32 protein-coding genes and 1 tRNA gene are annotated in these 26,107 nt (G+C 34.2%); 11 read left to right on the top strand and 22 right to left on the bottom strand.

Annotated elements, in window-relative coordinates; genetic code table 11:
• Positions 1-2: 2 nt before the first annotated feature.
• From GYM74_RS06615 to GYM74_RS06595, 5 genes are all read right to left on the bottom strand, one after another.
• Positions 3-818, bottom strand: a complete 816-nt coding sequence (locus tag GYM74_RS06615) for a PTS system mannose/fructose/sorbose family transporter subunit IID (protein ID WP_220217437.1) — start codon at positions 816-818, stop codon at positions 3-5.
• On the bottom strand, positions 815-1,603 hold the full coding sequence (locus GYM74_RS06610; protein ID WP_220217436.1) for a PTS sugar transporter subunit IIC: 789 nt from the start codon (positions 1,601-1,603) through the stop codon (positions 815-817). The genes GYM74_RS06615 and GYM74_RS06610 overlap by 4 nt, the downstream gene beginning before the upstream one ends.
• A 43-nt stretch (positions 1,604-1,646) precedes the next feature.
• Complete coding sequence (locus GYM74_RS06605; protein WP_220217435.1) at positions 1,647-2,120, bottom strand: PTS sugar transporter subunit IIB; 474 nt, start codon at positions 2,118-2,120, stop codon at positions 1,647-1,649.
• Positions 2,121-2,130: 10 nt separating this feature from the next.
• Positions 2,131-2,562, bottom strand: coding sequence for a PTS sugar transporter subunit IIA (locus tag GYM74_RS06600; RefSeq protein ID WP_220217434.1), 432 nt, complete (start codon positions 2,560-2,562; stop codon positions 2,131-2,133).
• Positions 2,563-2,832: 270 nt separating this feature from the next.
• Positions 2,833-3,675 (bottom strand): MurR/RpiR family transcriptional regulator, encoded by an 843-nt coding sequence (locus tag GYM74_RS06595; RefSeq protein ID WP_220217433.1) that lies wholly within the window; start codon positions 3,673-3,675, stop codon positions 2,833-2,835.
• 400 nt (positions 3,676-4,075) lie between these two features.
• On the opposite strand from GYM74_RS06595, the gene GYM74_RS06590 reads away from it, so the two are divergent.
• A tRNA-Cys gene (locus tag GYM74_RS06590) sits at positions 4,076-4,149 on the top strand.
• Between the two features lie 378 nt (positions 4,150-4,527).
• Here the strand turns inward: GYM74_RS06590 and GYM74_RS12390 are convergent.
• The 8 genes from GYM74_RS12390 to GYM74_RS06550 all read right to left on the bottom strand — a co-directional run bounded on the left by GYM74_RS12390 (position 4,528) and on the right by GYM74_RS06550 (position 9,020).
• The gene (locus GYM74_RS12390; protein WP_370634057.1) at positions 4,528-4,779 is read right to left on the bottom strand and encodes a GNAT family N-acetyltransferase; all 252 of its coding nucleotides are present in this window, start codon (positions 4,777-4,779) and stop codon (positions 4,528-4,530) included.
• 17 nt (positions 4,780-4,796) lie between these two features.
• The gene (locus GYM74_RS06580) at positions 4,797-5,024 is read right to left on the bottom strand and encodes a GNAT family N-acetyltransferase (protein ID WP_220217432.1); all 228 of its coding nucleotides are present in this window, start codon (positions 5,022-5,024) and stop codon (positions 4,797-4,799) included.
• A gap of 448 nt (positions 5,025-5,472) precedes the next feature.
• Positions 5,473-5,676 (bottom strand): hypothetical protein, encoded by a 204-nt coding sequence (locus GYM74_RS06575; RefSeq protein ID WP_220217431.1) that lies wholly within the window; start codon positions 5,674-5,676, stop codon positions 5,473-5,475.
• A gap of 638 nt (positions 5,677-6,314) precedes the next feature.
• A complete protein-coding gene (locus tag GYM74_RS06570; protein WP_220217430.1) occupies positions 6,315-7,217 on the bottom strand; it encodes a hypothetical protein in 903 nt (300 codons plus the stop codon).
• Positions 7,210-7,785 (bottom strand): hypothetical protein, encoded by a 576-nt coding sequence (locus GYM74_RS06565; protein ID WP_220217429.1) that lies wholly within the window; start codon positions 7,783-7,785, stop codon positions 7,210-7,212. The genes GYM74_RS06570 and GYM74_RS06565 overlap by 8 nt, the downstream gene beginning before the upstream one ends.
• Positions 7,786-7,862: 77 nt before the next feature.
• The gene (gene yidD / locus GYM74_RS12330) at positions 7,863-8,066 is read right to left on the bottom strand and encodes a membrane protein insertion efficiency factor YidD (RefSeq protein ID WP_220217428.1); all 204 of its coding nucleotides are present in this window, start codon (positions 8,064-8,066) and stop codon (positions 7,863-7,865) included.
• Positions 8,053-8,298 carry a DUF4177 domain-containing protein gene (locus GYM74_RS06555; RefSeq protein WP_220217427.1) on the bottom strand — a complete coding sequence of 82 codons (246 nt, stop codon included), beginning with the start codon at positions 8,296-8,298 and terminating at the stop codon, positions 8,053-8,055. Before GYM74_RS06555 ends, yidD begins: the two co-directional genes overlap by 14 nt.
• 386 nt (positions 8,299-8,684) lie before the next feature.
• Entirely contained in the window at positions 8,685-9,020 is a 336-nt protein-coding gene (locus GYM74_RS06550) for a helix-turn-helix transcriptional regulator (protein ID WP_220217426.1), read from the bottom strand.
• A gap of 126 nt (positions 9,021-9,146) precedes the next feature.
• Between GYM74_RS06550 and GYM74_RS06545 the strand changes: the two genes are divergently transcribed.
• The 7 genes from GYM74_RS06545 to GYM74_RS06515 all read left to right on the top strand — a co-directional run bounded on the left by GYM74_RS06545 (position 9,147) and on the right by GYM74_RS06515 (position 12,651).
• Positions 9,147-9,356: a helix-turn-helix transcriptional regulator gene (locus tag GYM74_RS06545; protein ID WP_220217425.1), complete on the top strand. Its 210-nt coding sequence runs from the start codon at positions 9,147-9,149 to the stop codon at positions 9,354-9,356.
• A 724-nt stretch (positions 9,357-10,080) separates the two neighbouring features.
• Positions 10,081-10,539, top strand: a complete 459-nt coding sequence (locus tag GYM74_RS06540; protein ID WP_220217424.1) for a hypothetical protein — start codon at positions 10,081-10,083, stop codon at positions 10,537-10,539.
• A gap of 129 nt (positions 10,540-10,668) precedes the next feature.
• Positions 10,669-10,902: a hypothetical protein gene (locus GYM74_RS06535; RefSeq protein ID WP_220217423.1), complete on the top strand. Its 234-nt coding sequence runs from the start codon at positions 10,669-10,671 to the stop codon at positions 10,900-10,902.
• Between the two features lie 244 nt (positions 10,903-11,146).
• Positions 11,147-11,653 (top strand): hypothetical protein, encoded by a 507-nt coding sequence (locus GYM74_RS06530; RefSeq protein WP_220217422.1) that lies wholly within the window; start codon positions 11,147-11,149, stop codon positions 11,651-11,653.
• Positions 11,654-11,841: 188 nt separating this feature from the next.
• Positions 11,842-12,000 carry a hypothetical protein gene (locus GYM74_RS06525; RefSeq protein WP_220217421.1) on the top strand — a complete coding sequence of 53 codons (159 nt, stop codon included), beginning with the start codon at positions 11,842-11,844 and terminating at the stop codon, positions 11,998-12,000.
• Positions 12,001-12,142: 142 nt separating this feature from the next.
• The gene (locus GYM74_RS06520) at positions 12,143-12,409 is read left to right on the top strand and encodes a hypothetical protein (protein WP_220217420.1); all 267 of its coding nucleotides are present in this window, start codon (positions 12,143-12,145) and stop codon (positions 12,407-12,409) included.
• A gap of 44 nt (positions 12,410-12,453) precedes the next feature.
• Positions 12,454-12,651, top strand: coding sequence for a hypothetical protein (locus tag GYM74_RS06515; RefSeq protein WP_220217419.1), 198 nt, complete (start codon positions 12,454-12,456; stop codon positions 12,649-12,651).
• A 188-nt stretch (positions 12,652-12,839) separates the two neighbouring features.
• Here GYM74_RS06515 and GYM74_RS06510 read toward each other — a convergent pair whose 3' ends face one another.
• Together GYM74_RS06510 and GYM74_RS06505 are read right to left on the bottom strand one after the other, a co-directional pair.
• Positions 12,840-13,985 carry a glycerate kinase gene (locus GYM74_RS06510; protein ID WP_220217418.1) on the bottom strand — a complete coding sequence of 382 codons (1,146 nt, stop codon included), beginning with the start codon at positions 13,983-13,985 and terminating at the stop codon, positions 12,840-12,842.
• A gap of 16 nt (positions 13,986-14,001) precedes the next feature.
• Positions 14,002-15,303 carry a GntP family permease gene (locus tag GYM74_RS06505; protein WP_220217417.1) on the bottom strand — a complete coding sequence of 434 codons (1,302 nt, stop codon included), beginning with the start codon at positions 15,301-15,303 and terminating at the stop codon, positions 14,002-14,004.
• Between the two features lie 312 nt (positions 15,304-15,615).
• On the opposite strand from GYM74_RS06505, the gene yegQ reads away from it, so the two are divergent.
• Positions 15,616-16,959 (top strand): tRNA 5-hydroxyuridine modification protein YegQ, encoded by a 1,344-nt coding sequence (gene yegQ / locus GYM74_RS06500; RefSeq protein WP_220217416.1) that lies wholly within the window; start codon positions 15,616-15,618, stop codon positions 16,957-16,959.
• 45 nt (positions 16,960-17,004) lie between these two features.
• Here yegQ and proA read toward each other — a convergent pair whose 3' ends face one another.
• The 7 genes from proA to gpt all read right to left on the bottom strand — a co-directional run bounded on the left by proA (position 17,005) and on the right by gpt (position 23,160).
• Positions 17,005-18,258, bottom strand: a complete 1,254-nt coding sequence (gene proA / locus GYM74_RS06495; RefSeq protein WP_220217415.1) for a glutamate-5-semialdehyde dehydrogenase — start codon at positions 18,256-18,258, stop codon at positions 17,005-17,007.
• Between the two features lie 595 nt (positions 18,259-18,853).
• Positions 18,854-19,270, bottom strand: coding sequence for a hypothetical protein (locus tag GYM74_RS06490; RefSeq protein ID WP_220217414.1), 417 nt, complete (start codon positions 19,268-19,270; stop codon positions 18,854-18,856).
• Positions 19,271-19,320: 50 nt separating this feature from the next.
• Positions 19,321-19,590, bottom strand: a complete 270-nt coding sequence (locus tag GYM74_RS06485) for a hypothetical protein (RefSeq protein WP_220217413.1) — start codon at positions 19,588-19,590, stop codon at positions 19,321-19,323.
• Between the two features lie 313 nt (positions 19,591-19,903).
• Positions 19,904-20,194, bottom strand: coding sequence for a hypothetical protein (locus GYM74_RS06480; RefSeq protein ID WP_220217412.1), 291 nt, complete (start codon positions 20,192-20,194; stop codon positions 19,904-19,906).
• A 13-nt stretch (positions 20,195-20,207) separates the two neighbouring features.
• Positions 20,208-21,317 carry a glutamate 5-kinase gene (gene proB / locus GYM74_RS06475; protein WP_220217411.1) on the bottom strand — a complete coding sequence of 370 codons (1,110 nt, stop codon included), beginning with the start codon at positions 21,315-21,317 and terminating at the stop codon, positions 20,208-20,210.
• Positions 21,318-21,343: 26 nt separating this feature from the next.
• Positions 21,344-22,603 (bottom strand): esterase FrsA, encoded by a 1,260-nt coding sequence (gene frsA, locus GYM74_RS06470; RefSeq protein ID WP_220217410.1) that lies wholly within the window; start codon positions 22,601-22,603, stop codon positions 21,344-21,346.
• A gap of 23 nt (positions 22,604-22,626) precedes the next feature.
• A complete protein-coding gene (gene gpt / locus GYM74_RS06465; RefSeq protein WP_220217409.1) occupies positions 22,627-23,160 on the bottom strand; it encodes a xanthine phosphoribosyltransferase in 534 nt (177 codons plus the stop codon).
• 150 nt (positions 23,161-23,310) lie between these two features.
• Here gpt and GYM74_RS06460 point away from each other — a divergent pair, with 150 nt between their 5' ends.
• Both GYM74_RS06460 and argC read left to right on the top strand, forming a co-directional pair.
• Positions 23,311-24,777: an aminoacyl-histidine dipeptidase gene (locus tag GYM74_RS06460; protein WP_220217408.1), complete on the top strand. Its 1,467-nt coding sequence runs from the start codon at positions 23,311-23,313 to the stop codon at positions 24,775-24,777.
• A 257-nt stretch (positions 24,778-25,034) separates the two neighbouring features.
• Positions 25,035-26,045, top strand: a complete 1,011-nt coding sequence (gene argC, locus GYM74_RS06455) for an N-acetyl-gamma-glutamyl-phosphate reductase (RefSeq protein ID WP_220217407.1) — start codon at positions 25,035-25,037, stop codon at positions 26,043-26,045.
• Positions 26,046-26,107: the final 62 nt, after the last annotated feature.

Genomic DNA, 26,107 nt, shown 5'->3' with positions numbered 1-26,107 from the left:
TCCTACTTTAAAATACCTAACATTGAAAAGATCACACCGATTACCATTACCGCCAGTATTAACGCAACGGTATATTTACCTTGAAACTTCTTAACCAAAAAGAATGTGCCTAGAGCAAAAATTAAGGTCAGAAAATTTGGCATGACTTTATCAAACATCTCTTGAACTTGAATCGATTGATCGCCAACATTTATCTGTAGCGGGGTGACCACTTTTACCGTAGTGGCAATGAGTGATCCAAGTACCATTACCCCAACAACATTAGCCAGATTACTAATTCTTTGAATGATGTTGGAATTTTTTGACTGTTCAATCAGATCGACACCTTTGTTATAGCCATAATGAATAAAAAAGTATTTAGAAAGCACATTAACCAGATTGTAGATCAAAAACATTAAAATTGGACCTATGATATTTCCTTGTAGCGCAAAGGCAGCGCCAATACTGCCGCATATCGGCATCCAGGTAAATTTGAGCAAGCTATCGCCAAGTCCGGCAAATGGTCCCATTAATCCCGCTTTTACTGAGACTACGGCTTCTTTTTCAGCTTCGGTCGTTTTCTCTTCCATGGCGGCAGTGACACCTAAAATTAGTGCACCTGCATTTACTTGCGTATTAAAAAATTCTAAATGGCGTTGCATGGCAGTAACACGGGTTTGCTTGTCTGCATCTTTATAAAGACGTTCTAAGACAGGCGTCATACAATGCGCAAAGCCAATCATCTGCATTTTTTCATAGTTGTAAGAAAAAGACATAGTTTGTAAATTCCAAAAGATGCGATTAAGATCTTTTTTGGTGATTTTGTTTTGATTGGTCATAGATCATATTCCTCTTCGGTATTATTTGATGTTTGATTATTATCTGATTGTTCTTGATGATTTTTACTACCACTTGATGCCATGTCATAAAGCACGGCAAACGCCAAAGCGATAAAGGTAATTGGAATAATTGGCAGTTTTAGATAAGTGGTTAACATAAAACCGAGCAGGAAGAAAAACCACATACGTCCTTTTAATAACATTAACAGTAAAATACAAATACCTACCGCAGGAATTAATTTCGAGGCTACCCCCATGCCATCAATGATGCTTTGTGGGATAGCATCAAGAATGGTTTTAACCAGATCGCTACCGAAATAGATAGCAATAAAACAAGGTACTGCTCGAATTAAAAACCAAAGAGGTGTTGAAAAGAAGTGAACTCGTGCTAATCCTTTATAGTCACCGTTTAAAATAGAGCGTTCAGCCCAAGGATTAAGAAAGCAAGCGAAAGAACGCCATATAATTAACAATTGTTGACATAATAAAGATACAGGAACGCCAAGCGCAATACCGGTTGCAATGCCTCCACCGGTGGTGATACCGAGTGACACGCCAATGATTGCACCAGCAACAATATCGGGTGCTGAGTAGGCGCCTACGTTTCCGATACCCATCCACATCAATTCCAACGTTGCACTAATTGCCAAGCCTTGAACCATATCACCCATTATGATGCCTGCTATGGTACCGGTTAACAATGGCCTACGTAACATTTGTGGTCCGACGTCATCCATCGAACAGATTCCCGCCCAAATGGCGACAAGAATAGCCTGTGTTAACATAAGTTAACCTCCAAATTTTTAGATAAAACTTTAAATAATTAGATTAGTTAAGTAGGGTTTTCAGATCGACAACAGGATCTTTGGGTACCATCTGAACTTCAACTTCGACATTATTGGCTATAATATTTTTAAATGCTTGTTCTTCCTCAGCTGTCACCGATACCGCCCTTGATAATTGATGTCGACCATCTTGCATTCGCATGCCGCCGACATTGAGCTTGTCAATTTTCAGACCACCTTCGATCAATTTGTTGACATCAATACTATTTGTAAAAAGTAACATCGTACGTTTTTTAATTTCGGTTTTTTTCAATATGTCGATAAATTGTGAAACGCCAAAGACTAATACTTTTAAATCTGGTGGGGCAGACATGGTAAGTACCGATTGCTGAACTTTATCAGCGGCAACTTTATCATTAATAATCAATACTTGTTCAATATCAAAATTTTTTACCCAAGTTGTGATAACTTGTCCATGAATCAAACGATCATCAATTCTTGCTACATTAATTGGCATGGTGTTCTCCTTACAAATCTATAGATGTTTCACGCTGAGAATCTAGTACTTGTCGTACGTCAATACAGCTTTGTGGAAAGACTTCTTCAATGGCTGATTTAACATCATCAAGCGTACCTTCTCGATTATTTAAAACTTCAAGCAAAACCGGAATATTAAAACCACAAAATAACAGGACATCATCATGATTTAACAACAGTTCGCCAGCCAAATTACACGGCGTTCCTCCTAAGATGTCGACCAAGATAATTACACCTTTACCGCTATTAAGCTGATGATAACTGTCATGCATTTGTTGCCTTAAATTGTCAACATTACTATCGATCAAAACCGATATAACGTCGATATTTTGCTGTTCCCCCATTAGCATCTGCGCACATTCAAGCGCTCCTTGAGCAAATGGTCCATGGCTAGCTAAAATAATGGGAATTTGTGTTTGCATTTTTATTTCCTTTTTTTAACTACATTTGAAATCTTTGTAATAATGTTACTTTAAATATTATTTAATTTAGTAATAAAATTACATCTAAGCAAAATATAAGTCATCTCTTTTTTGTGAGATTTTTAGAAATTTGTGAAGTTGATCATGTTTATTGAAATTTTTTAATCGATTTTTATCAGCGCTAAAAATTAGCTAATTTGATGAGCATGCAGAAGATGAGTTTATGTGATTTCTATAGCAAAGACAGAAGGGCACTTATCACGTTTAAATTTAGCGATGAGGATATTTACGCTCTTCACGATTTTGGGTTTGTAACAACAAGCGTTCATCATATTTTCGGATAAATAGATTGGTAACCAGCATATTGATGACTGAAAGTTGAGAAATTTTTGAACGAATCGGAATTAAACGGGAAGCATGTTCCGTTGATGTAGTATGTAAAATCACTTCCGCTAATAAAGAGACCTGACTTTGTCCCATTTTGGTAATTGCAATCGAAGGAACACTATTTTTTCTGGCCAATTTCAATAAATCGATACATTCCGGTGTTTCGCCCGAATGTGAAATAATGATAACAAGATCATTTTTGTCTAATGTATTCGCGATACTTTTTTGAATATGCGAATCGAAATGACAGCTAACATCTTTTTTAATTTTAATTAATTGATATTCCAGTTCTTTTCCAACCAATCCACTGCTACTGGTGCCATAAATAATAATCTTATTACTTTTAATAATAAGATCGATTGCTTTATTTAGCGATTCGATATTCACCATAGAGTAGGTTTCATCAATTGAGGATTTTTCCATAGCTTGTACTTTGCTATTAACGTCTTGTAAGGAGTCATTAAGATTGATGTCGTCTTGAAGTATTTCAGCATTGATTTTTCGAGGAATTGAAGAGATCAGATCAACTTTAAAATCACTAAATCCGTTATAACCCAATTTATTGCAAAGGCGTAGAATTGTTGTGGTGCTGACATGATTTAATTTGGCTAATGACTGTATGCTCATATTTTTAAGCGCTTGTGTATTCGCTTGAATATATTGAGCGACGGCAAGCTCTTTTTCTGAAAGATCTTTTTTCACCTCTCTAAGTTTTAAATCAATCATGGCTTACCTCAAATTTAAATATGGCTATGTGGAGTATACAAAATTAGCGAGTAAATTGTAAAAAATTATAAGATAAAAAAGTTGTCTGTAATATCTAAATTTAAATTAAGTCCCTTTTGCTCAATATGGCAATGCTTAAGTTAACAGTCGTGTTGGGGTAAAATAATACCTAAAACAATCAGGGCAAATTATTTATTTAGATGAATTTAAACGATATGCATGCCATGCGATGTGTATTTTTATACTAAAACGTATATAAAATCTGAAACTTCTTGACAAAAAAGCCTATATTGTAAAATTTATTGCGAAAAACGATGACTGCTGTAATTATAAGCTATTTAAACTTGACGTCTAAACAAGGCGATGCTAATATTTGCCACCTATTCAGATAGACCTTAACGGCGCGTTGGCAGAGTGGCCATGCTGCGGATTGCAAATCCGTCTACCTCGGTTCGACTCCGGGACGCGCCTCCATCGAAATATCAAATAAATCAATAAATTAAAAAAGTAACTGATTTTCCAGTTGTTGATATCCCTCAGCCTAATAATATCGTGGTAATTGTTTTGGCTAACTTGTATTGCATATTTGTCAATTTCACTAGAATAGTATTTTGTAACTGGAATATTGGCACGTTCGAGCGCAACACGCCCACAACTTATGACGTCGAATAGTAATAGTACGTTCATTATTTTTTAAACTTTAGGTAATAGTAATCGCACACTAAATAATCATCGTGATAATTGAATTTAAATTAATGGGATAGGGTAGATATCAAACGAGTTATTAACAGATGCAGGGAATAAAAAGGACTTTATGTCCTTTGTTGGATATTTCAGAGTATAATATAAGGGCTATGAATAAAATGCGGGATGAAATTTTATTTCACCCGAAAGTACAATATCATTTTTAAACAATAGTTTCATGAAATAACGCTTTTCAACACCTGAATATACAAGAGGGTCTGCTGATATAAAGCCTAGTTTCTGATAAAAATCAGGAAACCCTACTAATACACAACCATCAAACCCTTGTTTTTTAATTTGAGTTAGTGTGCTATTAATTAACGCAGAGCCTATACCTTTCCTTTGATATTTTGGTAATATTGCAATGGGAGCAAGCCCTAATAGATTAGTTTTTTTCCATCAATTGTTATTGGGCTAAATGCTATATAACCAACAATTTTATCATTAATTATTGCTACATAACTAAGTGCTAATGCATTTTCCTTTCTTAATTTCTCCACTAGCAAATATTCATCGTTATTGCTATATGGTTGATTAAAAAACGCTAGCCTTAACAAATCTGAAATGACTGGGATATCATTTTCTTTTTCTGGACGAATTATCAATTGGTTAGCCTATTTAATATTTTTACAAATAAAATATTAGTATACTAGAAAAGCTTTAAAAAAGCTCATCATCAATGTCCGTCGGTGGCTCGTTTTGCGGTTGCGGAGCAGGGCAATTATTAGGTTGCTCTGATTGTCGCTGGCTAGAATCACTGCGAGCACCTAAAATCCGCAATGTTCCACCAATAGGATTGATAACAACTTGTGTTATGTAACGATTGTTACCGCTTTGATCTTGCCATTTACGAGTTTGTTATTGGCCAGAAACATAAAATAAAAATCTTTTTTTACATACTCACTTGTTATTTCGGCTTTTGATTTCTTTTCGCCAGTATTGTTATCTTTTCATTCTTCATTTGTGGCGATTATAATTTATGCTATTGTTCTATCGTCAGTTGTATATCTGATTTCAGGGTCTAGAGTTGAGTAACCAACTAAAATAACCTGATTAACGCCTCTTGCCATTTTCTTTCTCCAGTTTGATTTTTGGCAGTTCGATAATTTGCCAATCATTTTCATTACCCAAGTTTTTGATTAGCTCTTCAGCTCGGCTTTCAATCCATTCTTCTTTAGCATCTTGCATTTTAATATTTTTTAACATATTGCAGTAAGTGCTTTCGTAACCATTTTCAACCAATTTATGTAACTGCATAACTCTCCTCGTAGCAATCCATAGCATCTAGTAGAACAAGCCAAATAATCCACCTAAAATCACTAATTATGTGCAAAGGAGGGCAAACTTAATTTCGCTGTCTATTAACTCATAATTCTTGTGAAATCTATCTTTGATTTTCACATTAACAAAATCTTTGTTAGTCACTATCACTTTGAAAAAAAACCTCAAGTGAGGGCAATAGGATGTAGCGATGTACTTGTCTTTCTGAGCTGTCAATATTTGCTCAAACTCAAACGCACTCAGTGAATGCGCTTTGATTTGAACTTAAATCGCAATCTTTATTTATTAAAGAACTTGATGGCTAGTCGATCCCTTGATGGCGCTAGTAGTGATTTAGTCGCTCACCAGATGCGTACTGCTGTGATTGTTTTACAAAACCGCTGTACTTTCATATGCCTCAGCTAGCTACTTGAATCCTCTTAACTAGTTAAATAACTCTTAGCCTTGTATGACTTTGTTGTTAAGTTATATTATTTTGATGCGGTAGCAGTACAATATGTAATACTTGCAGGTTGGTTTTTATACAATTTAAGCGGGAAAAGGTTTTATATGCAGATTTTAGGCATGATAAAACCCGCACTGGGCGGGTTGTGTTGATTTGCTGAAATTTGTTACTACCAAGAAGTCGGGATGTCCAGTAATAAATATTTTTTAGACTTATTTTCAATCTGAGAGGTCTTAAAATAGACATTAGTATAAGAGCCTAAATGCTTATTAATAAGCTCAGGATCTTTGATTTTCTTATCAATACTTGCAACATAAACATTGTCATCATCTTTTAATCTAAATTCGCATTTCCTTTTATTAGGCAATACGCCTAAAAACATTACATTTAGTTCTACATTTTCATCTAATTTTTTTGCTATATCTAAATGAGACAATGCTGTTTTCACTTCATTGTTGTTTTTGAACGAAAATGAGTGATTATCAAAATTAATTGCACATACAGCATTATTTTTATCTAATATTTCGACAAAATCTTTAATTTTATTTATTGAGTTAAGATCTAATTCTATTATATTTTCAATTAATTCTGTTGAGTCAGAATTGCTTGCAAAATTTAAAATTTCTTGAAGTTTGTTAATTGCTTTATTTGTGGGTTTATCATCATCAGTTATTAAAGAAAGAGACTGATTTCCAAGATCTTCCATAACAAAACCAAAAGAACCTTTTGCAGTTCCTGTAATCATCAAATTAGCATTTTCACTTCTTCCAAAGTAGAGAGATTTTAAAATACTGTTAATAGCATCTGTTAATGCTTTTATAGCATTGGTACCGAAAATGCTTGAAATGCCTGTTGTACCTAATACAGGTGCTCCGCGAAAAGTTATTTTTAATTGTGATGGAGAATGCAGAATATCTTTATTTATATTTCTTAATTTATTTTCTACTTTTATTAATCTTGAATTTAAGCTCATCTTTTGAAGTTTGAATTCAAGCGTATCTGGTGTTTTTTCTATTAATCCAGCTAATGTGTTTTTTTCACTCATAAGAGAGAAATATTCGTTTCTATCCATTTATTTCAATCCTCTTATTTGCGATTAATAACTTTGCGTTATTATAGTTATCAATATGAAAATTGTCTAATTCAATAAAGCCTTTCCATTCCCCGCTTCGTGTATGTGACCATAAGCTACTCCAGTACGCAGTTATATTCATAAAGTTGCAGTGAATATCAATGTTTGCATCGCCAGTAGGAAGGTGAATTAAATATGAATCAACTTTAAATGTTTTTTTAACTAATTCATTCGATAAACAATTTATGTTTATTTCATATAATTCTACATTATTAACAGTATAAAAAAATACAGCATCAATATCATTTGGAGATCTATTTCTAGTCATTTCACAGTGTTCACAAAAACTACCATTAACCCACTGTTTATGAATTAACAATCCAGAATCCAATAATTTTTTTTGGAAATCGAGAAAACTATCTAATAATTCCAATCTTTTTTGGGAGAAACCAAATATATTAATAAAATCAAAAATGGTGATTTTATAAGGCGATCTATTATTTGATGTTGGGTTTTGTTGATCAATAGGCGGAATAAGACCTCTTTCATCCCAAATATTTGTAACCATTTTCACTCCTTATATAACATTCCCTATATTATTCCAAGTACCTATTTTTCACTCTGATAAAACCGCCGAAGCGGTTGTTACGGATAATCTTTGCCGCCATTTGGTGGTTTACATCTCATTAATCTACCTAATGTCATTTTCCACCCTTTTAATACGCCATATTTTTCAATTGCTAATAAGGCATATTCTGAGCAAGACGGTTCGAATCTACATGCTGAGCGAATGCGATTGGGGGCTATCGCTCTATATAGATATATTAATTTAAAACTAAGCCACTTCACGTCTAAAGATAATCACATAATAAATAGAATATTCTTCTTTCTTTCCTAAAAGAGCAGCAAGACACCCTGGAGATGTTCTTACTCCAACGCTCTCAACGCTTACAAATTCCCAATTATCGTTGGCTTTGTTATTTATTATTTCACGCAAATAAGCTCCAGCTTCATTGCCTTTATCCTTTTTTCCTACATTAATATTTGGTGGGATTTGAACTGTTTCATAAATATAACTCACTGTTTTCTCCTTAAATTATTATTTAATATATATCTAATCATGATTATAGTTTTGTTAAACAAAAACAATCGAAGTGGTTAGCCGTGTTTTCTCAATAATATTGATTGACTTAGCATTACTTTACCATTTATATAAAGTTGGTCAATTCATCTTCGCTTATATCCCATTCTTTGTATTTTTTATTATTTGTAATCGCTTAACATACAAAATTTTACAAAATGTAGATACATATATTGCATCTTCGTTAAATTCTTTTTTTGGAACATCTATATAGATCGAGTCGCCACTTAAAACGTGCCTTGCATTGAATCGCCCGATATATTTATAACTTTTAAATTTTCAGTATTCACTCCATTAAATAGGTCTTTTGCTTGCTCTGAATCATATTATACTAATTTAATCACTTCCTTTATATCCGAATTTAGGTAGGCCGCTCCTACGCTAGCTTTAATATCTAAACCCTCAATTTGAAAATTATTTTTATTGAGTTTGTTTTGCATATTATTTTCTGATGCTGAGCCATCAGCATTTATGATTAATTCCCTGATTCCAACTGCATTAAGCATTGAGGCGATAATATCAGTGTCCGGCTTTCTTCCTCCGGTTCCGGATAGCCAATGCGCAATACTTCCTTGAGATACACTCAATTTTTCGGCAAGGCTTTCTTGTGTTTCGCCAATATCTTGCATTCTTTTTTTAATTATATTTTTACAAGTATTCATAAGCTCCTCCAGCTTTAATTATTACGGAATGTATTAAATTAACAACCAACAAAATGTAATTATCACTGAAATAATAAATTACATAATGTAATACTTATGCTCATAACAATAATTAAGGTATCTGTTATGGACAAAATTAAGGAATTTAGAGAGCAGTTGGGTATCACTCAAGAAGAGCTAGCCAAAGCAATAAACACGTCTCAAGGTGCGATTTCATATTATGAAAATAGTCGTCGAAATATTGACTTCAAAACATGCCGAAATATTACTGGCTTTTTTATCATCTTAGGATTGAACATTTCTTTGGATGATGTTTTTCCACCCGACGCCGCCTAATTAATACTATATGTAATATCTATTTTAAAAGTAATCCAACGGAAAAGGTAAAAAGATGGGAAACCAAAGAGAACTTGTAATTGAAATGCTTAAGTATGTTAAGGGGGGAGCAAGCTGTTGCTGCATCTTACCTATGAATTTCGCTTCCTGTTTTTAAAGATCGTCTATATGAAAACAAAGGGACACGATTTTTTACTTGTGATGAACTTTTAGCATTACAAGAGTTAAGTGAAACAACATTGGTTGCAGATTATTTTGCAAGAGCAGTGGGCTGCATAGTTATAAAAAAAACTAATGTTGCTAAAGCAGGAAGTTATGACCTTTTTGAATCAATGTTAAGTATTGGAATAGCAAGAGGTGAGTATGGAGCATAAATTCAATGTACCGAGTCGGTGAAGGTGGCAAACAGTATTTAATACCAGGCGAAAACGGACGAGTATTAAGCAATCGACAAATCACTTCCAATCAAGGTCAAAACATACAATGGAATTTTATGTAGAAAACTATGCAAGTGGTGTTGAAGTTAGTAAGCCATCAATTGATTATGAAAATTAAATTATCAGAACCGCAGTAACACAAGCAAAACGAGAGATCGTTAATGATATTAAAGAGCATACAGGCGAAGTTTGGCAAGCCATATCGAGCGCAACAAATGTCCAATCTAAATTATAATTGATATTAAATAATAAATTTCATACCATTACCTAAAATTTAAGGAGATGATATGAAAAAAATTGCATTGCTTGGATTAATTGGGTTTGTTTTAACTGGCTGTGGAGATGATGAGGTTACTAAAGAGTATCTTGTTGGTAAATGGAAGTGTGATCTTACAAGTTATAGGATAAAGTTCCAGAATGAAAAATTTGTCGACTATGTAAAAGACGGCCTTAATGTTTCACTTACTGAAGAATATAAAATTGAAAATGAGAAATTATATATATTTGATGAGGAAAATAATAACTGGATAGAAAGTGATGTAATTGATGAATATTCAGGGAAACTTAAATTACATGAACAAGAAGATGTTAATCATAGCTTTACACACACAATCAAAAAAGAATCACAAAATAAATTTACTAAAACAGAAGAACAGATAGCAACCCATAAAAATAATGAATTGAACCAAGATAATAAAAAAAATTATAAGATAAATGCAGTAGCAACTTGCAATAGAATAGAATAATTGACTGCCAAAAAAAGTTTACCGCCGAGTAGGTGGGTTAGAAAAGTTATTAGAAATAATTAGTTAATTACAATTTATATCAACCCGCTTCGGCGGGTTTTTTATTATCTAAAAAAAACAGGAGTGATAATGAATGATTATCCATTAGAGCAAAAAACAGTGCAGCTAAGTACTTATTCAATACAACAAAAGGCTCAGTTTTCAACAATAGAAGCACGAAGCGGTAAACTCTATTTTAAACGTATAGCGCAAGAACAGACTATTTTAAGAGATATTAGTTTTGTTTTATTAGATTATGGAGCACAAATTTTTTTAAACTGGTTTAATAACGTTTTAAAAAAGGTTTTTTACCATTTGATATAAAATTAGCGACCGAGTGGGATACATCACAAACATTGAATTGTCGTTTTTTACGCGATTCACTATTGAACACAACAAGAAATAATCATCTTCAATGGAGCTACAGCGCAAAGATATTAATTAATAATTACGCACCACCAGATTATATACCTCTTGATATTATCAATCATCAAGCTTACTACTCAAATAAAGCACGTAGTCAGTTTGATCAGATTATTAATGTCAATATGAAAAATATAGGTTAGACATGACTATATCACAAGAACAACGTGAATTTTTCACACAGAAGAACCCTGCTGAAGAATACGACACTATAACTTTTCATCACCCGGAGTTTAAAGCACCATTGAGATTGATCTTGAATCAATTTAAGCCTTTAACGTTTGCCGGTAATGAATTTATACTTGTCGCAGCAAAAATCAATTTGCCAGATCAGGGTTCTGAGTTAACTCCAAAATTAAATTTACAGTTTTCACGCATTCATATTGGTGATGAAATCAAAAAAATTGTGAATTCGATATCCCCCTTTGGCTGGCAAGAGCCTATATCTATGATTTATGAACAATATAAAGAGCTATCAATGAATAAACCAATACAACGCCACTCACTTTATATATCAGAAGAGGACATAAGATTTAACCGCACTACCGTTGAAATTAAAGCAACGGATGATAATCCAATGGTTCTGGCAAAACCTAGGCATACAGAGAGCAACCCAATTTATACGCTTGAAGAATACAGAGGACTGGGTTAAGCATAAAAAAATGACAGTTAATGAATTTTTTAACAAGGTGATTGGTATAAAATGGGTAGATAGAGCATGTACTTTCTATCGAATTAAAAACAATAATCGGTTATCAATCAAAGAAAACGACAATTCAAAATGAAGCCATCCCAGAATCACTTAGAAACTGGAAACCATGCGAAAAGAGTAACAATGCAGTGTTTCTTGCTTATGTTGGTGATCTTCCGTCTCATGTGGGTGTTGTGATAGATACCCATATGTTGCACGCTAAAGGAAATGAAATTCAAGGCGGACAAGTTCAATATAACAAGCTGGAAGCAATAGAAAAAGCCTATACAAAAGTGGAGTACTACTAATATGCTGATATATCATAAAGACCCTAACGGACTGACCGAAAAAAAATATATCAACTCGACACCTCTCTTTCACTTCTCCAAAATATTCGTAATAAATTTCCAAAAGGCTTTGATAACAACATTACAGATGTCTATTTAAACAATGAAAAAAAAAACGCTTGATTATGATTCATCCAGAAAAGCGAGTATTTTTGATAAAGTTGTCATTGTTAATCGTCAGCAAGCGTCGGTCGTTGTTAGCATAATTGTTGCTGTAGTCGCCGCTGTTGTTGCATATGCAGTAACACCAACACCAAAAACCACAAATGCTATTGGGGATCAGAAAGACAGTATTAATTTAGAATATATCGTTAGAATTAATTTCCTAGATGTCATTGATCAACAAATTCAGGCGTGGTACAAATATTAATCTATTATTCTAATGCTAACTTAAACTAATTATATAACCCGCATATGAGCTATTTTAACTATCATGCAAAAGCAAAAAAATTAATCAATGAAGGCTTTTTGGTGCGCTATGAATTTGTTGATAATTGGAATGGTATTAAACCAGCTTTAGTGTTGTATTTCGAAAATGCTAAACCTATGCCAATTCGAGAATACCGTTGGAATGAATATCTACCATTAATTTATAAAGATGATTCGTTATAGCGTTTAATAATCAAACGTGTTTTAATTGATTATTGCTTTTTTGCTTAATCTATCATTTGGCATCAATTAAATAATGTTTTTAGTTTTATTAATTATTTTAAAAATAAAAAATCTTTCGTTTGTCCTTATCGAATGGGTAATAGTACGATGTTGCGTATTATTACCCATGAAGACTAATCGCTTTAGTTTTATGTTTGGCTAATTTTGATTAAACGAGCAATATTTTCACTTGTTTGCTCAATATTTTTAAAACCGTTTAATAAGAGTTCTTCAATTGGTGATGCGGAAGGAATAATACCGAAAATTGCATCAATTCCATTTGGATAGAGCTCTTCAATATTTTTCCCGATAGTCCCCGCTAGTGCAATCACTGGCACATTTTGCGCTTTAGCAATTTGCGCAACACCATAAGGTGTTTTACCAAATTTAGTTTGATAATCAATGCCGCCTTCTCCTGTAAAACAAAAATCAGCACCTTTTAATTTTTGGCGTAGTTCACTGTAATGGATAACAATGTCGATTCCTTTTTGCATTTTACTGTTTGTAAATGCCATTAAACCTGCACCAAGCCCGCCGGCAGCACCTGCACCGGGAATCGTTGCTACCTCTTTACCTAGCTGTGATTTAATGATTGAAGCATAATGTTGTAAATTCTGATCTAATTGTTTAACCATTTCAGCCGTCGCCCCTTTTTGTGGACCAAATACGCAAGATGCGCCTTTTTCGCCACATAATGGGTTGCTTACATCACTGGCAACAATGATTTCGATATTGCGTAAAAGTGGGTTAACTTCCGTTATGTCAATTTTGGCCAATTTACCCAATGCACCACCACCTTTAGGCAGTTCTTTACCTTCATTATCATAAAATTTTATACCCAATGCTTGAGCCATTCCTGCGCCACCGTCATTAGTCGCACTTCCACCAATACCCAGTATAATTTTTTTAACGCCATGTTTTAGGCATTCAATGATTAACTCTCCAGTGCCGAAGGTTGTAGTAATGAGTGGATTGCGCTTTGTTTTTGGCACAAGATGAATCCCACTAGCGCTAGCCATTTCAATGACGGCGGTAGTTTTATCTCCTAAAATTCCATAATGAGCTGTGATTTTATCACCTAGGGGACTGGTGACTTGGCAAGCGTGTAATGTTCCATTTGTGGCATCAACTAAAGATTGAGTGGTTCCTTCACCACCATCAGCCATGGGAACATGGATAAATTTTGCATCAGGGAACACTTTTTTTAATCCTGACTCCATTGCCTGGCAAACCGCTTTAGCGGTCAAACACTCTTTAAAAGAATCGGGTGCAAGTACAAAAGTTTTGTGTTTCATAATATTAATCCTGATATTAATAAATAAATGCATAGAAAATTGTTGCAACTAATGTCATTGTGCCACCAACAAGCGCCTCATAGGGAATCAGCTTCATTCGTTGTTTTATTGACATGTTCATGCTATTGGCTGTGACATGGAAATAGTTGCCCTGTGGTAAGGAGTCAATAACTGTAGCGCCAGTGTGCATCATCACGGCAGCATTAATTGTTGGAACGCCCATATCCATAATGGTTGTGCCAAAAGCGCCTGTTGCAATAATGACGCCTGTTGATGTCGAAGCTGTAGCGGCTGCCATTAAAATTCCCGAAATGGGGGATAAATAGTAACCTGAAATACCCATTGATTCGATCATTGCTATAACTTGACTGGCTAAATTTGATGATGCGATTAATCCAGCGATTGCACCTGCACCAATTAAAATTAGTACGGTTGGTGTCATTTTTTCAATTCCAGATTTGGTAAATAAAATAATTTTGCTCTGTTGTCCCATTGCTAGCATGCCAATCATTCCAGCGAGTGGCAATATAAATAAGGCGTCTATTTTTAAATTGGCAAGGAATTGAATATGTAAAATATTACCGATAGGGTTAAGCATTAATAATAAAATTGCCGTGGCCGGTGCCACAATCGCTTTCGCTAATGATGGGGTGTCTAATTTATCTTGCTCTTGATTTTTTAATGCCATGACTTCTTGATTTGTAATTGTGTCACTTTTATTTTTAATCAAAGAAGCGATCAGTACTGTTGCTAATAGTCCAAATAGTGCCGGTAAAAAGCCTGCAATCATGACATCGCTTAAGCTTAAATTAAATCCATTAGCAACAGCAATGGTATTGGGATTGGGTGAAATAATGTTTCCTGCTTTTCCGCCACCGGATAAGGCTAATAACAGCGCTAAACGAGATATCTTCATTTTATTGCCAACAGATAGCGCAATTGGTGCAACAATTAAAACAGCAACCGGTATAAACACCCCTGAAGCTGTAATAATGCCAGTTGCTAAGGCTAAAGCTAGCAGTGCTTTTTTTTCACCTAATTTTTTTACAACAGCTTGCGCTATTGTTTCAGCGGCACCGGATTCCATCATCACACCAGCAAGGATGCCGGCAGCTAGTACCCGTATCACTGTGCCCATGATGCTTTGTGTTCCGTTAGTTAAAATTGCAACAGTTTGAATTAAATTCGCCCCACCAATAAATGCTCCAATGATAGCGCCAAAGAATAATGAGTAGACTGGATTTATGCCCCTTAAAATTAACAATATAGCCAGGAATAATCCAATCAGCGCACCATACCAGTTAATCAGTTCTGACATTTGTGTTCTCCTCAACAATATAATTACAATAAATTATGTGTATAAAATAATTGATGCTTGGATTTGTTATTAACTTTAAGCGTTTAGTTAAAATACATAAAAAATTTTTGATACAACTGAATATTGTGAATTGATGTGAGTATTGTCATACTTTAATGTAAAAATCGTTTTCTTTACATCGAACATTTGTGATGTTTTTGGCATTTTTAAATATATTTGCCAAGCACAATGCTAAAGCGTAAAATGCCCAACTTATTTTGCTTAACCTATTACGAATAAGTAATACTGACTTGAAATCAGAGGCATTTTTTAATGACAAACTTGTATACAAAACCAGAGTTACTTTCTCCTGCTGGTTCTCTTAAAAATATGCGTTATGCTTTTGCATATGGCGCTGATGCTGTTTATGCAGGGCAACCACGTTATAGTCTACGTGTTCGCAATAACGAATTTAATCATGAAAATCTCGCTATCGGGATTAATGAGGCGCATGCTCAAGGTAAAAAGTTTTATGTTGTAGTAAACATTGCGCCGCATAACTCAAAGCTTAAAACGTTTATCCGTGATTTAGAACCGATTGTCAATATGAAACCGGACGCTTTTATTATGTCAGATCCTGGTTTAATTATGCTAGTTCGGGAACATTTTCCTGAAATGGAAATTCATTTATCGGTACAATCCAATGCAGTAAATTGGGCGACAGTTAAATTTTGGCACAAAATGGGATTAACCCGAGTTGTGTTATCCCGTGAGTTATCGCTTGATGAGATTGCTGAGATACGAGAAAAAGTTCCGGAAATGGAATTAGAAGTGTTTATTCATGGTGCGCTTTGCATGGCTTATTCTGGCCGTTGTTTATTATCGGGTTATATTAACAAACGTGATTCAAACCAAGGTACATGTACTAACGCTTGTCGGTGGGAGTATAAAGTTGCTGAAGGTAAAGAAGATGAAGTAGGGCAGATCGTTCATAAATGTGAACCCATACCGGTACAACAAGTTGAACCTACTTTAGGCATTGGTCCTACAACTGATAAAGTATTTATGCTTGAAGAATCCGGTCGACCGGGTGAATATATGCAAGCTTTTGAAGATGAGCATGGTACTTATATCATGAATTCTAAAGATTTAAGAGCTGTTGAATTAGTGGAAGATTTAACAAAAATCGGTGTTCATTCTTTGAAAATTGAAGGTAGGACTAAATCTTACTATTATTGTGCCAGAACAGCACAAGTTTATCGACAAGCAATTGATGCGGCAAGCGAGGGCAAACCTTTTGATCCGCATTTATTAGCTGAACTTGATTCATTGGCTCATCGAGGATATACCGAAGGCTTTTTGCGTCGTCATAAGCATGAAGATATGCAAAATTATGTACATAGCCATTCGGTTTCAGAACGACAACAGTTTGTTGGTGAATTTAGTGGTGAGCGTTTAAATGGGTTAGCTGAAATTATTGTTAAAAATAAGTTTTCAGTGGGTGATAGTGTTGAAATGATGACACCAAAAGGCAATATAACCTTTGTTATTGAACGAATGGAGAACAAAAAAGGTCAACCGGTGCCTGCCGGATTAGGTGACGGTCATATTGTTTACATCCCAATTCCTGAAGATATCGATTTAAATTATGCATTGTTGATGCGTAATTTTGACTAGATCAAGCCAAATAGCTGTTCGGCTTTGCCGAACAGTGTGCTAGATTCATTCTCGTATTAAATCATCACCAAAACCTATCCATTTATAGGTTGTTAATGCTTCAAGTCCCATTGGACCTCTGGCATGCAATTTTTGAGTACTAACCGCAACTTCTGCACCTAACCCAAATTGTCCACCGTCAGTAAAACGTGTAGAAGCATTGACATAGACGGCAGCAGCATCAACTTGGTTAACAAATTGCTCAACTTTGGCTAAGTTACGGGTCAAAATAGATTCTGAATGGCCACTCCCATATTCTCTGATATGTTTTATTGCACAGTCAATTGAGTTTACCAACACCACATTGAGATCTTTTGAGAGCCATTCTTGGCGTAATTGTTCGTCACTGACAAGTTCGACTGTCGCTTCACCCGATTTTAATCGTTCATAAGCTTTTTTATCAGCATGTAAATTTACCTGATTATCAGCCATTGTTTGACTTAATTTAACTAAAAATTCCGGCGCAATGTTTTGATGAACTAACAGTGTTTCAACGGTATTACAAGTACTTGGGCGCTGAGTTTTAGCATTGACAATTATGGGTAGCGCTTTTTCTATATCGGCACTTTCATCAACAAAAATATGGCAGACACCAATCCCACCGGTGATCACCGGAATTGTGGATTGCTCTCGACATAATTGATGTAATGCTGCTCCACCTCTTGGAATAATCATATCGACATATTTATCTAGTTTGAGTAACTCAGTGATATATTTACGATCAGGATTATCGATTGATTGAATGGCAGATTCAGGTAAGCCTGCTTGATTTAATGCTTGTTGAATAATCGATATGATAGCCGCATTAGTATTAACCGTTTCTTTTCCACCACGAAGTATCGCTGCATTACCTGTTTTTAAACAGAGAGCCGCAATATCTATAGTAACATTAGGGCGAGCTTCATAAATTACACCAATCACCCCTAGCGGTACTCTTTGGCGTTGTAACTTTAAACCACTTTCTAATGTTGAGCCATCAATAATTTGCCCAATAGGATCGGTTAAGGTGACAACTTTGCGAACATCATTGGCAATAGAGGATAGTCGCTCTGGAGTTAATAATAAACGATCAAGTATTGCCTCACTTAATCCTTGATTTTTTGCTATAGCAATATCTTTTTGATTAGCCTCTAAAATACTTTGAAAGCTTTGCTCCAATAAATCAGCAATACTAATTAAAGCCTGATTTTTGATTTTAGTTGGGCACTGTGCTAATTGATATGAGGCTTGTTTTGCTAACTTTCCAATTTGGTTTATCATTACTTAACCTTAATAGATTTTACTCTCAACTGTGTTTGACAGAATACAGATTCTCTAAAAAATAATTTATCTAATGATATTATACAGATTATCCCACTCTAATCCTTATTAATAAAACGTATATAATAATTAATAGATTTAAAGAGGTAAGCACTGTCACTTTAAACAAATTTTGCTAATAGGAATCAATTTATTCCAACAATAATGTATTTTTCAGGCGATTGTCAATTATGAAGCTTAAAGGCAAGCTGAGAGAAGAAGGTATTTGATGTAAAAAAAAGCCAATATAGCAAGTAAAAAAATTTATCTGTTATAAAGGCTGTGATATATATGTTAATGAAGTACTCAAATTTGATCATCTATCGCCAATTTACACAATAGTTCTCAATACTCATTAGGTAACTTTTTAATTATGTTTTATTGATAAGCTGCAACCATTAGTTAAGTATTTAAATTCATGATCTATATCATTCAATAATAATTAATTTCAATTACAGCATTGGCAATATATTATAAATTCATAAAATAAACTTTTAAATTAATAAAAAAGGTATGGCAAAGATCCCTTTTTTACATAAAATTATAATTTTATAGTTTATTTTTCTTTATCTTTCAATATGATATGTAAAGTGCTTATAAGCTTCTCTTTTTCCGCGAGTTCCATAACTGATAAAGGTATCTTTACAGTGTATTGCTTGTTACTAATTTTATTTATGTAATTGATTATCACTTTATTATTTTTATAACTAACTGATGTGATTTCCTTAAAAAGTATACTTATACTACTTCTTATTGGAGCAGCAGGTCGATAAGTAATAAAATCTTCCCCAATTGAAATATAAACCAATTTGTATTGCCAAAAAGCACGAATAACTAGGATTATGGGCAATCCTAAACTTATCTTTAGCTCATCAGGTAAAGACAAAGCAACAAACAAAGTAACAATACTTAATATAATTAACAGTATGACGTGTCGTCTGGCATGAAAACATTTTCTATTTTGAGAGTCCATTCATGTCCTTAAAATTAATATCCAATTTTCTATAAATTACGTTTTTCTTCTCATATTTTTTCATCAACTTTGTTAATTATTTTTCTTCCACCAAAAACCCCTATTAAACCTAAAGGGATAAAGGGTATACTGCCAATAATAATAAAAATACTCGCTATTTTTTGATGATATCTTGCAAATAAAATACCTAATGTACTAATTAACGCAGATATTATTACATACGGTAATATTATTCGATAACTTGAGTTGTATAGTGAATTCGAGTAAATAATTAATACACCAAACCAGTTGGCTATTACGCCACCTATAGCCAGTTCCATTTTAACCTCCTTATTATTTGATAATCATATCATTCCAATGTACGGCTACAAAGCCATATTCATAGCTAATAATTTGACTAATTTCTTGTGAGTGATGTCCTGATATTTGTTTAGAACATCACTATTATAACGGCTTACACCTCTTTAGATTTGTTTTTCTGACCTGAACTTATATTTAGGTTATTTGGTAAAGACAAAGAAACGAACAAAATAATTATACTTAATAGAATAAACGGTATAACATGTCGTCGAGCATGAAAACATTTTATGTTTTGGAGTCCATTCATAACCTTAAAATTAATATCCTATTTTTCTAAAAATCACGTCTTTCTTCTAATGATTTTTCATTAGCTTTGTTAATTATTTTTCTTCCACCAAAAATCCCTACTAAACCTAAAGGGACAAAGAGTATACTGCCAATAATAATTAAAATACCTGCTAATTTTTTATTATTTCCTGCAAATAAAATACCTAGAGTACTTATTAATGCAGATATTATTGTGTACGGTAATAATATTTGATAACCTAATTCATTTAGTGAATTCAAGTAAACAATTAATACACCAAACCAGTTGGCTATTACACCACCTATAGCTAGTCCCATTTTAACCTCCTTATTATTTGATAATCATATCATTCCGATGTACGGCTACAGAGCCATATTCATAGCCAATAATTTGACTAATTTCTTGTGAGTGATGCCCGGCTATTTGTTTTAGCGCATCACTATTATAACGGCTTACACCTCGTGCGATTTGTTTTCCTGATTTATCACAGATGTTTATTACTTCTCCGCGCGAAAAATCTTTTTCAACCGCTATAATTCCTTTTGGTAAGAGCGAACTACCATTATTCAAAATAGCATTTATAGCACCATTATCAACTAACACCTTTCCTGCATTAGGTGCACCATATAGCCAATGTTTTCGATGCTCTAGTGGGGTTTTCTGTGGTAAAAAACGCGTGCCCACCGATTGATTATTGACTGCATCAATAATCACATTTTCTTTATTCCCAGCTGCAATAATTACTTCTATTCCTGCACTACCTGCTACTTCAGCTGCTTGAATTTTTGTGCTCATACCGCCGGTTCCCAGCCCTGAAACACTATCACCAGCTATGTTTCGTAAACTCTCATCAATATGAGAAACTTCTTTTATTAATTGAGCATTGCTATTTGATCTTGGATCGGCAGTATATAATCCTTCAATATCTGTCAGTAATATGAGTTTATCGGCTTCAGCTAAAATTGCTGCTAGTGCTGATAGGTTATCATTATCACCCACTTTAATTTCGGCTGTAGCTACAGCGTCATTCTCATTGATAACAGGTACAATATGATTATCTAGCATCGCTTTTAGTACATCTTGTGCATTTAAAAAGCGTTCACGATCTTCTAAATCAGCTCGTGTCAGTAACATTTGTCCAATAAAAATTTTATATATTGAAAACAACTGTTCCCAAAGCTGGATAAGTTTACTTTGCCCAACAGAAGCAAGTAATTGTTTTGATGCTACAGTATTTGGAAGGCTAGGGAAGTTTAGATACTCTCGACCAGCAGCAATTGCTCCCGATGTAACTATAATAATTTTGTGACCAATTTGATGTAAATAAGAGCATTGCCGAATCAGTTCAACTATTCGAGCACGATCTAGCTGTTTAGTTCCACCAGTTAAAACACTGGTACCTAACTTAATAACGACAGTTTGCTTTTTTTTATTAGTCATAGCAATAATCTTATTTAAATCATCTATTACAAAATAGATTCCATCCATTTGACTGATTGAGTTAAAGCGTTTTGTAAGCCTTTTTGTAACGGTGTTTTAGGAATAGTCACAATTTTGCTTTGCTTTGAAGATTGGATTAATTTTGCTTCAGTTAAATTACTCAACTTGTCCTCTTCAAAGATGACATTCATGATTGGCACAGGACAAGAATGAGTTAATAATCCCTGATTTTTTAAAGAAAAGTAATTTAATTCAGCTGCTAACTGCTGATTTGATACTGATGTTAAACCTAAACGACAAGCTAACATATCTTTGTAACAATTTGGTAGATTTTGTTGTAAGGCTTTATCAACAAATATTTGATGCACAAAAGGTGTGAAGTTGAAAAGTCCCTTTATTTTATTTGGCATCAAATAAGCAAGACGTGTTGCAATGTGTGAACCAAAACGGAATCCTGCAACAATTACACGATTGCTATCGACCCAAGGTACTGTCGCTAGTTGTTCAATTATAGCTTGATGAATTTGGCTACTATTTTGAGTTAATACAAAATTGCGACTAAAGCCCACTGTTGGCAAATCTACTGTTAGCATTGCAAAACCTTGTGGAGCTAAGTATTCACTAAAGTAGCGATAATAGTCGATTTGTAAATTACCTAATGCATTACAGACTAACACGACAGGGCATACGCCATCACAGTTTTCGGGTAAATGTAAAAATGTTTTAACACTGCGATTTTCAACTTTAAATTCAATCTGTTTTGTTGTGTAAGGCGAAAACTCAAGTGCTTTTAGATAAGATTGATATGCACAAGTTTGGGCATACATGGCCAGTTCGTCATTTTTAAAATGCGGATAACTCGCAATACTTGAATATTCACTGGCTATTAAAAAATAATCATGTAATTTTTTTCTATCTTCATCAGTCAGCGTTGCCAGATCGAAACTATCTGCTTTAGCTTGCCATTCGGCTGCTTGGTTTAAAAATTCATAAATCCAATTACCGGGTTGATATCCAATGACTGAATCAAGCCATTTATCATTGGTGTGACGTTTGGTTGAAGCAGCGATCTTTGATAACACGGCTTCAATTTCTAATTTGGGTAAACCACGCCAGAACCATAAAATAGGGTTGATGATTCGGTACCATCTGGAATCAACATCCCCGTCAAGCGGACTTATGCTACTACCGTTACTACTGTCTAACCGATTGATCAGTGATGATGTTTCTGGATAATCATACTGTGGTTTAAATATTTTTTCAGATAAGTTTTCGGTAGTAGCCATAATAATGATTGATTCCTTGTTGACTATTTATGATCGCTGATTGGTTTTACAAACATAACACCTGTGTCCCAAGGTTGTTCAATCCATGTATCTTGATCAATATCAACAATATAATCATCGACTAATGGTTTGCCGGCTGGTTTGGCAAAAATTGTAACAAAACGTGCTTTAGGGTACATATCACGAATTGTATGTGCGGTGCTACCTGTGTCGACTAAATCATCAACAACAATAAAGCCTTCACCGTCGCCATTAGCTTGTTTAAGAATTAATTTTTCACGTTGATGATCATGGTCATAACTTGAAATACATACAGTATCAACATAACGGATACTTAATTCACGAGCTAAAATTGCTGCTGGAACTAAACCACCGCGGCTAACGGCAATAATGCCTTTCCATTGATTAGCGGGTAATAGACGTTTAGAGAGTTGGCGCCCGTAGGCTTGTAGCATTTCCCAAGTGACAGTGAATTTTTCTTTTTCAGCAATAAGCTCTGCTTTGTGCTGTTTTTTTGCTTGAATTTCGTCTTCTGTTAATGTTTGTTCTATTGACATGAGTAACCTGCAATTTTAATCGAATTTACGATTTTAATAAATTAATATTAATGGACTAGAAATAGATGTAAAATTGCACCTTATTATAGAGTGATTAGACAAAAAAAACCACTCATTAATTTATTAGCTATCTAATATTGAGGATAAAATATGCTTTCACACTTAAATCCAAAATTTGTTTGGCAGATCTTTAACGATATTTGTAAAATTCCACACCCTTCTCATTATGAGCAAATGATAACTAAATATATTGTTGATTTTGCCATTTCTCATCATATTGAACATAAGATCGATAAAGCAGGTAATATTTTATTAACTAAATCTGCCACCAAAGGTATGGAATATTGTCCTTCAATTGCCTTACAAGCTCATATGGATATGGTACCGCAAAAAAATGAAGGAACTAACCATGACTTTTTTACCGATCCTATTAATGCTTACGTTGACGGTGAATGGGTTAAAGCAAAAGGTACAACGTTAGGCGCAGATAATGGTGTCGGGCTAGCCTCTGCATTGGCTGTATTAATCGATCCTGCTGTTGAACATGGGCCAATTGAAGTGTTAGTCACCACATCAGAAGAGACAGGTATGCATGGTGCATTTGGTTTGCAACCTAATTGGTTAAAAAGTCAGTTTTTAATTAATACTGATTCTGAAGATGAAGGCGAAATATTTACCGGTTGTGCTGGTGGTGTTGATTTTTCGACCACTTTTGCTGTGACTTATGCCGTTATGCCGGAAAAACATGATTGTTATATGCGCATTTCTCTTAAAGGCCTCAAAGGTGGTCACTCAGGCTGTGATATTCATCTAGGACGCGGAAATGCGATTAAACTAATGGCAAGATTTTTAGCTGAATATGCTCAAGATATCTCGTTTAGGTTAGCTGATATTCAAGGTGGCTCATTACGCAATGCGATTCCAAGAGAAGCATTTGTCGAAATCACACTAAGTAAAGAAGATTTACCTAAACTTAAGTCAATCATTGAACAGTATCAGCAAGTGTTACAAAATGAGTTTGGGCAGGTAGAACCATCATTATCAATTACGTTATCTGATGTTGAATCGGACAAAATTAAACGTGTTTTAACTACTGAACATCAAAATAAAATCATTAATTGGTTGAATGCAGCGCCTAATGGCGTGATTCGCATGAGTAATCAAATTCATGGTGTTGTTGAAACTTCATTGAATTTAGGTATTTTAAATATTTTAGATAATCAACTTAATGTTCATTTCTTGATTCGATCTCAGGTTGATAGTAGTAAAGATGCCGTTGTTTCTACATTGGTTTCGCTTAGTCAATTGGTCAATGCTAATTATGAAATTAGTGGTGGTTATTCCGGTTGGGAACCAAATTTGAATTCGAGCCTTTTACAATTGGCTAAAGATAAATATCAAGAAATTTTCTCTCAAAAAGCGAAAATAATGGTTATTCATGCAGGTTTAGAGTGTGGTTTATTTAAAAAATCTTATCCGGATATGGATATGATTTCGATTGGACCAACAATTGTATCGCCTCATTCTCCTGATGAGAAAGTGAATATTCAAAGTGTTTATCGTTATTGGGAGCTACTTATTGCGATATTAAAATCAGCCAGTCTTTTGAAAAAATAACCTTGTACTTCCAACCTGCTGAATTTTCAGCAGGTTGATATCTTTTTAAACTCATAAAAAGATTCCCATAATTAATATCAACGTTATCTGAGTTGCTCATAATAATGTTGCTTATGATAAAAATCGTTTATCATCCATAACACACCAAAGTGAAAATAAATTCATTAAAAGTGAATAAAAATTCAATTTGTACTTGTATTTATTTTCTAAATGACCTACTATATCTTAATAATTATTCAAGAAAGATAAGGAATAGTATGTTAAAAGCAATAATTGTTGGAGCGAGTGGTTATGCAGGTGCTAAATTAGCTTATTATTTAAATAAGCACCCAAATGTCGAACTGGTCGCATTGACGGTATCAGAAAATAGTCAAGATGGCGGTAAGCTACTTTCTAATTATGACTTATACCCACAATTAAAAGGTGTCGTTGATTTACCTTTAATTGCCACTAAAGACTACACTTCGCTCATTAAAGATATCGATATTGTTTTTTTAGCAACTGAACATTCAGTTAGTCATGATATCGCGCCTTTTTTCTTATCGCATGGTTGCACTGTTTTTGACTTGTCGGGCGCTTTTCGGGTCAATTCTTCCTCTTTTTATACTGAATTTTATGGCTTTACACATAAACATCAAGAGTGGTTAGAAAAAGCAGTATATGGATTAGCGGAGTGGAATTTCGAAGCAATTAAACAAGCGCAATTGATAGCCGTTCCGGGCTGTTATCCTACCGCCTCACAATTACCTTTAAAGCCTTTACTTGAAGAAGATTTACTCGATAAAACGCAATGGCCAATCATTAATGCCATAAGTGGGGTAAGTGGTGCCGGGCGCAAACCTTCACATAATAATTTGTTTTGCGAAGTGAGTTTGCATGCTTATGGATTATTTACTCATCGTCATCAACCTGAAATTGCTACCCATTTAGGGCAAGACGTTATCTTTACCCCGCATCTTGGTAGTTTTAAACAAGGTATCCATGCAACAATCAATTGTAAAGTAAAAGAAGGGGTGACATCTGACGATGTTCTTGGGGCATTAAATAAATATTATGACAATAAACCCCTTATCCGGGTTTATCAAAAAGATTGGCCAGCTTTAAAAGCCGTTGTCGATTTGCCATATTGCGATATTGGATTTGTATTAAAAGGGCGCCATTTAATTTTAATTTCTGTTGAGGATAATTTGTTAAAAGGGGCTGCTGCACAGGCAGTGCAATGTATGAATATTCGATTCGGGTTTGATGAAACAACATCGCTGTTATAAAGGTAGCTGATAGTAAATGTTAAATTCAAACAAAATGTGATTAACGATAACCCAAACTAATA

The organism is Gilliamella sp. ESL0405 (assembly GCF_019469205.1).
Taxonomy (GTDB): domain Bacteria; phylum Pseudomonadota; class Gammaproteobacteria; order Enterobacterales; family Orbaceae; genus Gilliamella.
This window is presented reverse-complemented; position numbering and strand designations above follow the sequence as displayed.

Bases quoted from the DNA above. Each gene is read 5' to 3' on its own strand.
- proA (WP_220217415.1), bottom strand. From the start codon at position 18,258: ATGATAAACCAAATTGGAAAGTTAGCAAAACAAGCCTCATATCAATTA.
- GYM74_RS06610 (WP_220217436.1), bottom strand. From the start codon at position 1,603: ATGTTAACACAGGCTATTCTTGTCGCCATTTGGGCGGGAATCTGTTCG.
- GYM74_RS06600 (WP_220217434.1), bottom strand. From the start codon at position 2,562: ATGCAAACACAAATTCCCATTATTTTAGCTAGCCATGGACCATTTGCT.
- GYM74_RS06490 (WP_220217414.1), bottom strand. From the start codon at position 19,270: ATGGACTCTCAAAATAGAAAATGTTTTCATGCCAGACGACACGTCATA.
- GYM74_RS06530 (WP_220217422.1), top strand. From the start codon at position 11,147: ATGACTATATCACAAGAACAACGTGAATTTTTCACACAGAAGAACCCT.
- GYM74_RS06505 (WP_220217417.1), bottom strand. From the start codon at position 15,303: ATGTCAGAACTGATTAACTGGTATGGTGCGCTGATTGGATTATTCCTG.
- GYM74_RS06540 (WP_220217424.1), top strand. From the start codon at position 10,081: ATGAAAAAAATTGCATTGCTTGGATTAATTGGGTTTGTTTTAACTGGC.
- GYM74_RS06480 (WP_220217412.1), bottom strand. From the start codon at position 20,194: ATGGGACTAGCTATAGGTGGTGTAATAGCCAACTGGTTTGGTGTATTA.
- GYM74_RS06510 (WP_220217418.1), bottom strand. From the start codon at position 13,985: ATGAAACACAAAACTTTTGTACTTGCACCCGATTCTTTTAAAGAGTGT.
- GYM74_RS06565 (WP_220217429.1), bottom strand. From the start codon at position 7,785: ATGGTTACAAATATTTGGGATGAAAGAGGTCTTATTCCGCCTATTGAT.
- GYM74_RS06570 (WP_220217430.1), bottom strand. From the start codon at position 7,217: ATGGATAGAAACGAATATTTCTCTCTTATGAGTGAAAAAAACACATTA.
- GYM74_RS06575 (WP_220217431.1), bottom strand. From the start codon at position 5,676: ATGCAGTTACATAAATTGGTTGAAAATGGTTACGAAAGCACTTACTGC.
- GYM74_RS06460 (WP_220217408.1), top strand. From the start codon at position 23,311: ATGCTTTCACACTTAAATCCAAAATTTGTTTGGCAGATCTTTAACGAT.
- argC (WP_220217407.1), top strand. From the start codon at position 25,035: ATGTTAAAAGCAATAATTGTTGGAGCGAGTGGTTATGCAGGTGCTAAA.
- GYM74_RS06535 (WP_220217423.1), top strand. From the start codon at position 10,669: ATGAATGATTATCCATTAGAGCAAAAAACAGTGCAGCTAAGTACTTAT.
- yegQ (WP_220217416.1), top strand. From the start codon at position 15,616: ATGACAAACTTGTATACAAAACCAGAGTTACTTTCTCCTGCTGGTTCT.
- GYM74_RS06605 (WP_220217435.1), bottom strand. From the start codon at position 2,120: ATGCCAATTAATGTAGCAAGAATTGATGATCGTTTGATTCATGGACAA.
- GYM74_RS06520 (WP_220217420.1), top strand. From the start codon at position 12,143: ATGAAAAAAAAAACGCTTGATTATGATTCATCCAGAAAAGCGAGTATT.
- GYM74_RS06550 (WP_220217426.1), bottom strand. From the start codon at position 9,020: ATGAATACTTGTAAAAATATAATTAAAAAAAGAATGCAAGATATTGGC.
- frsA (WP_220217410.1), bottom strand. From the start codon at position 22,603: ATGGCTACTACCGAAAACTTATCTGAAAAAATATTTAAACCACAGTAT.
- GYM74_RS06515 (WP_220217419.1), top strand. From the start codon at position 12,454: ATGAGCTATTTTAACTATCATGCAAAAGCAAAAAAATTAATCAATGAA.
- GYM74_RS06485 (WP_220217413.1), bottom strand. From the start codon at position 19,590: ATGGAACTGGCTATAGGTGGCGTAATAGCCAACTGGTTTGGTGTATTA.
- GYM74_RS06595 (WP_220217433.1), bottom strand. From the start codon at position 3,675: ATGATTGATTTAAAACTTAGAGAGGTGAAAAAAGATCTTTCAGAAAAA.
- GYM74_RS06545 (WP_220217425.1), top strand. From the start codon at position 9,147: ATGGACAAAATTAAGGAATTTAGAGAGCAGTTGGGTATCACTCAAGAA.
- gpt (WP_220217409.1), bottom strand. From the start codon at position 23,160: ATGTCAATAGAACAAACATTAACAGAAGACGAAATTCAAGCAAAAAAA.
- GYM74_RS06615 (WP_220217437.1), bottom strand. From the start codon at position 818: ATGACCAATCAAAACAAAATCACCAAAAAAGATCTTAATCGCATCTTT.
- proB (WP_220217411.1), bottom strand. From the start codon at position 21,317: ATGACTAATAAAAAAAAGCAAACTGTCGTTATTAAGTTAGGTACCAGT.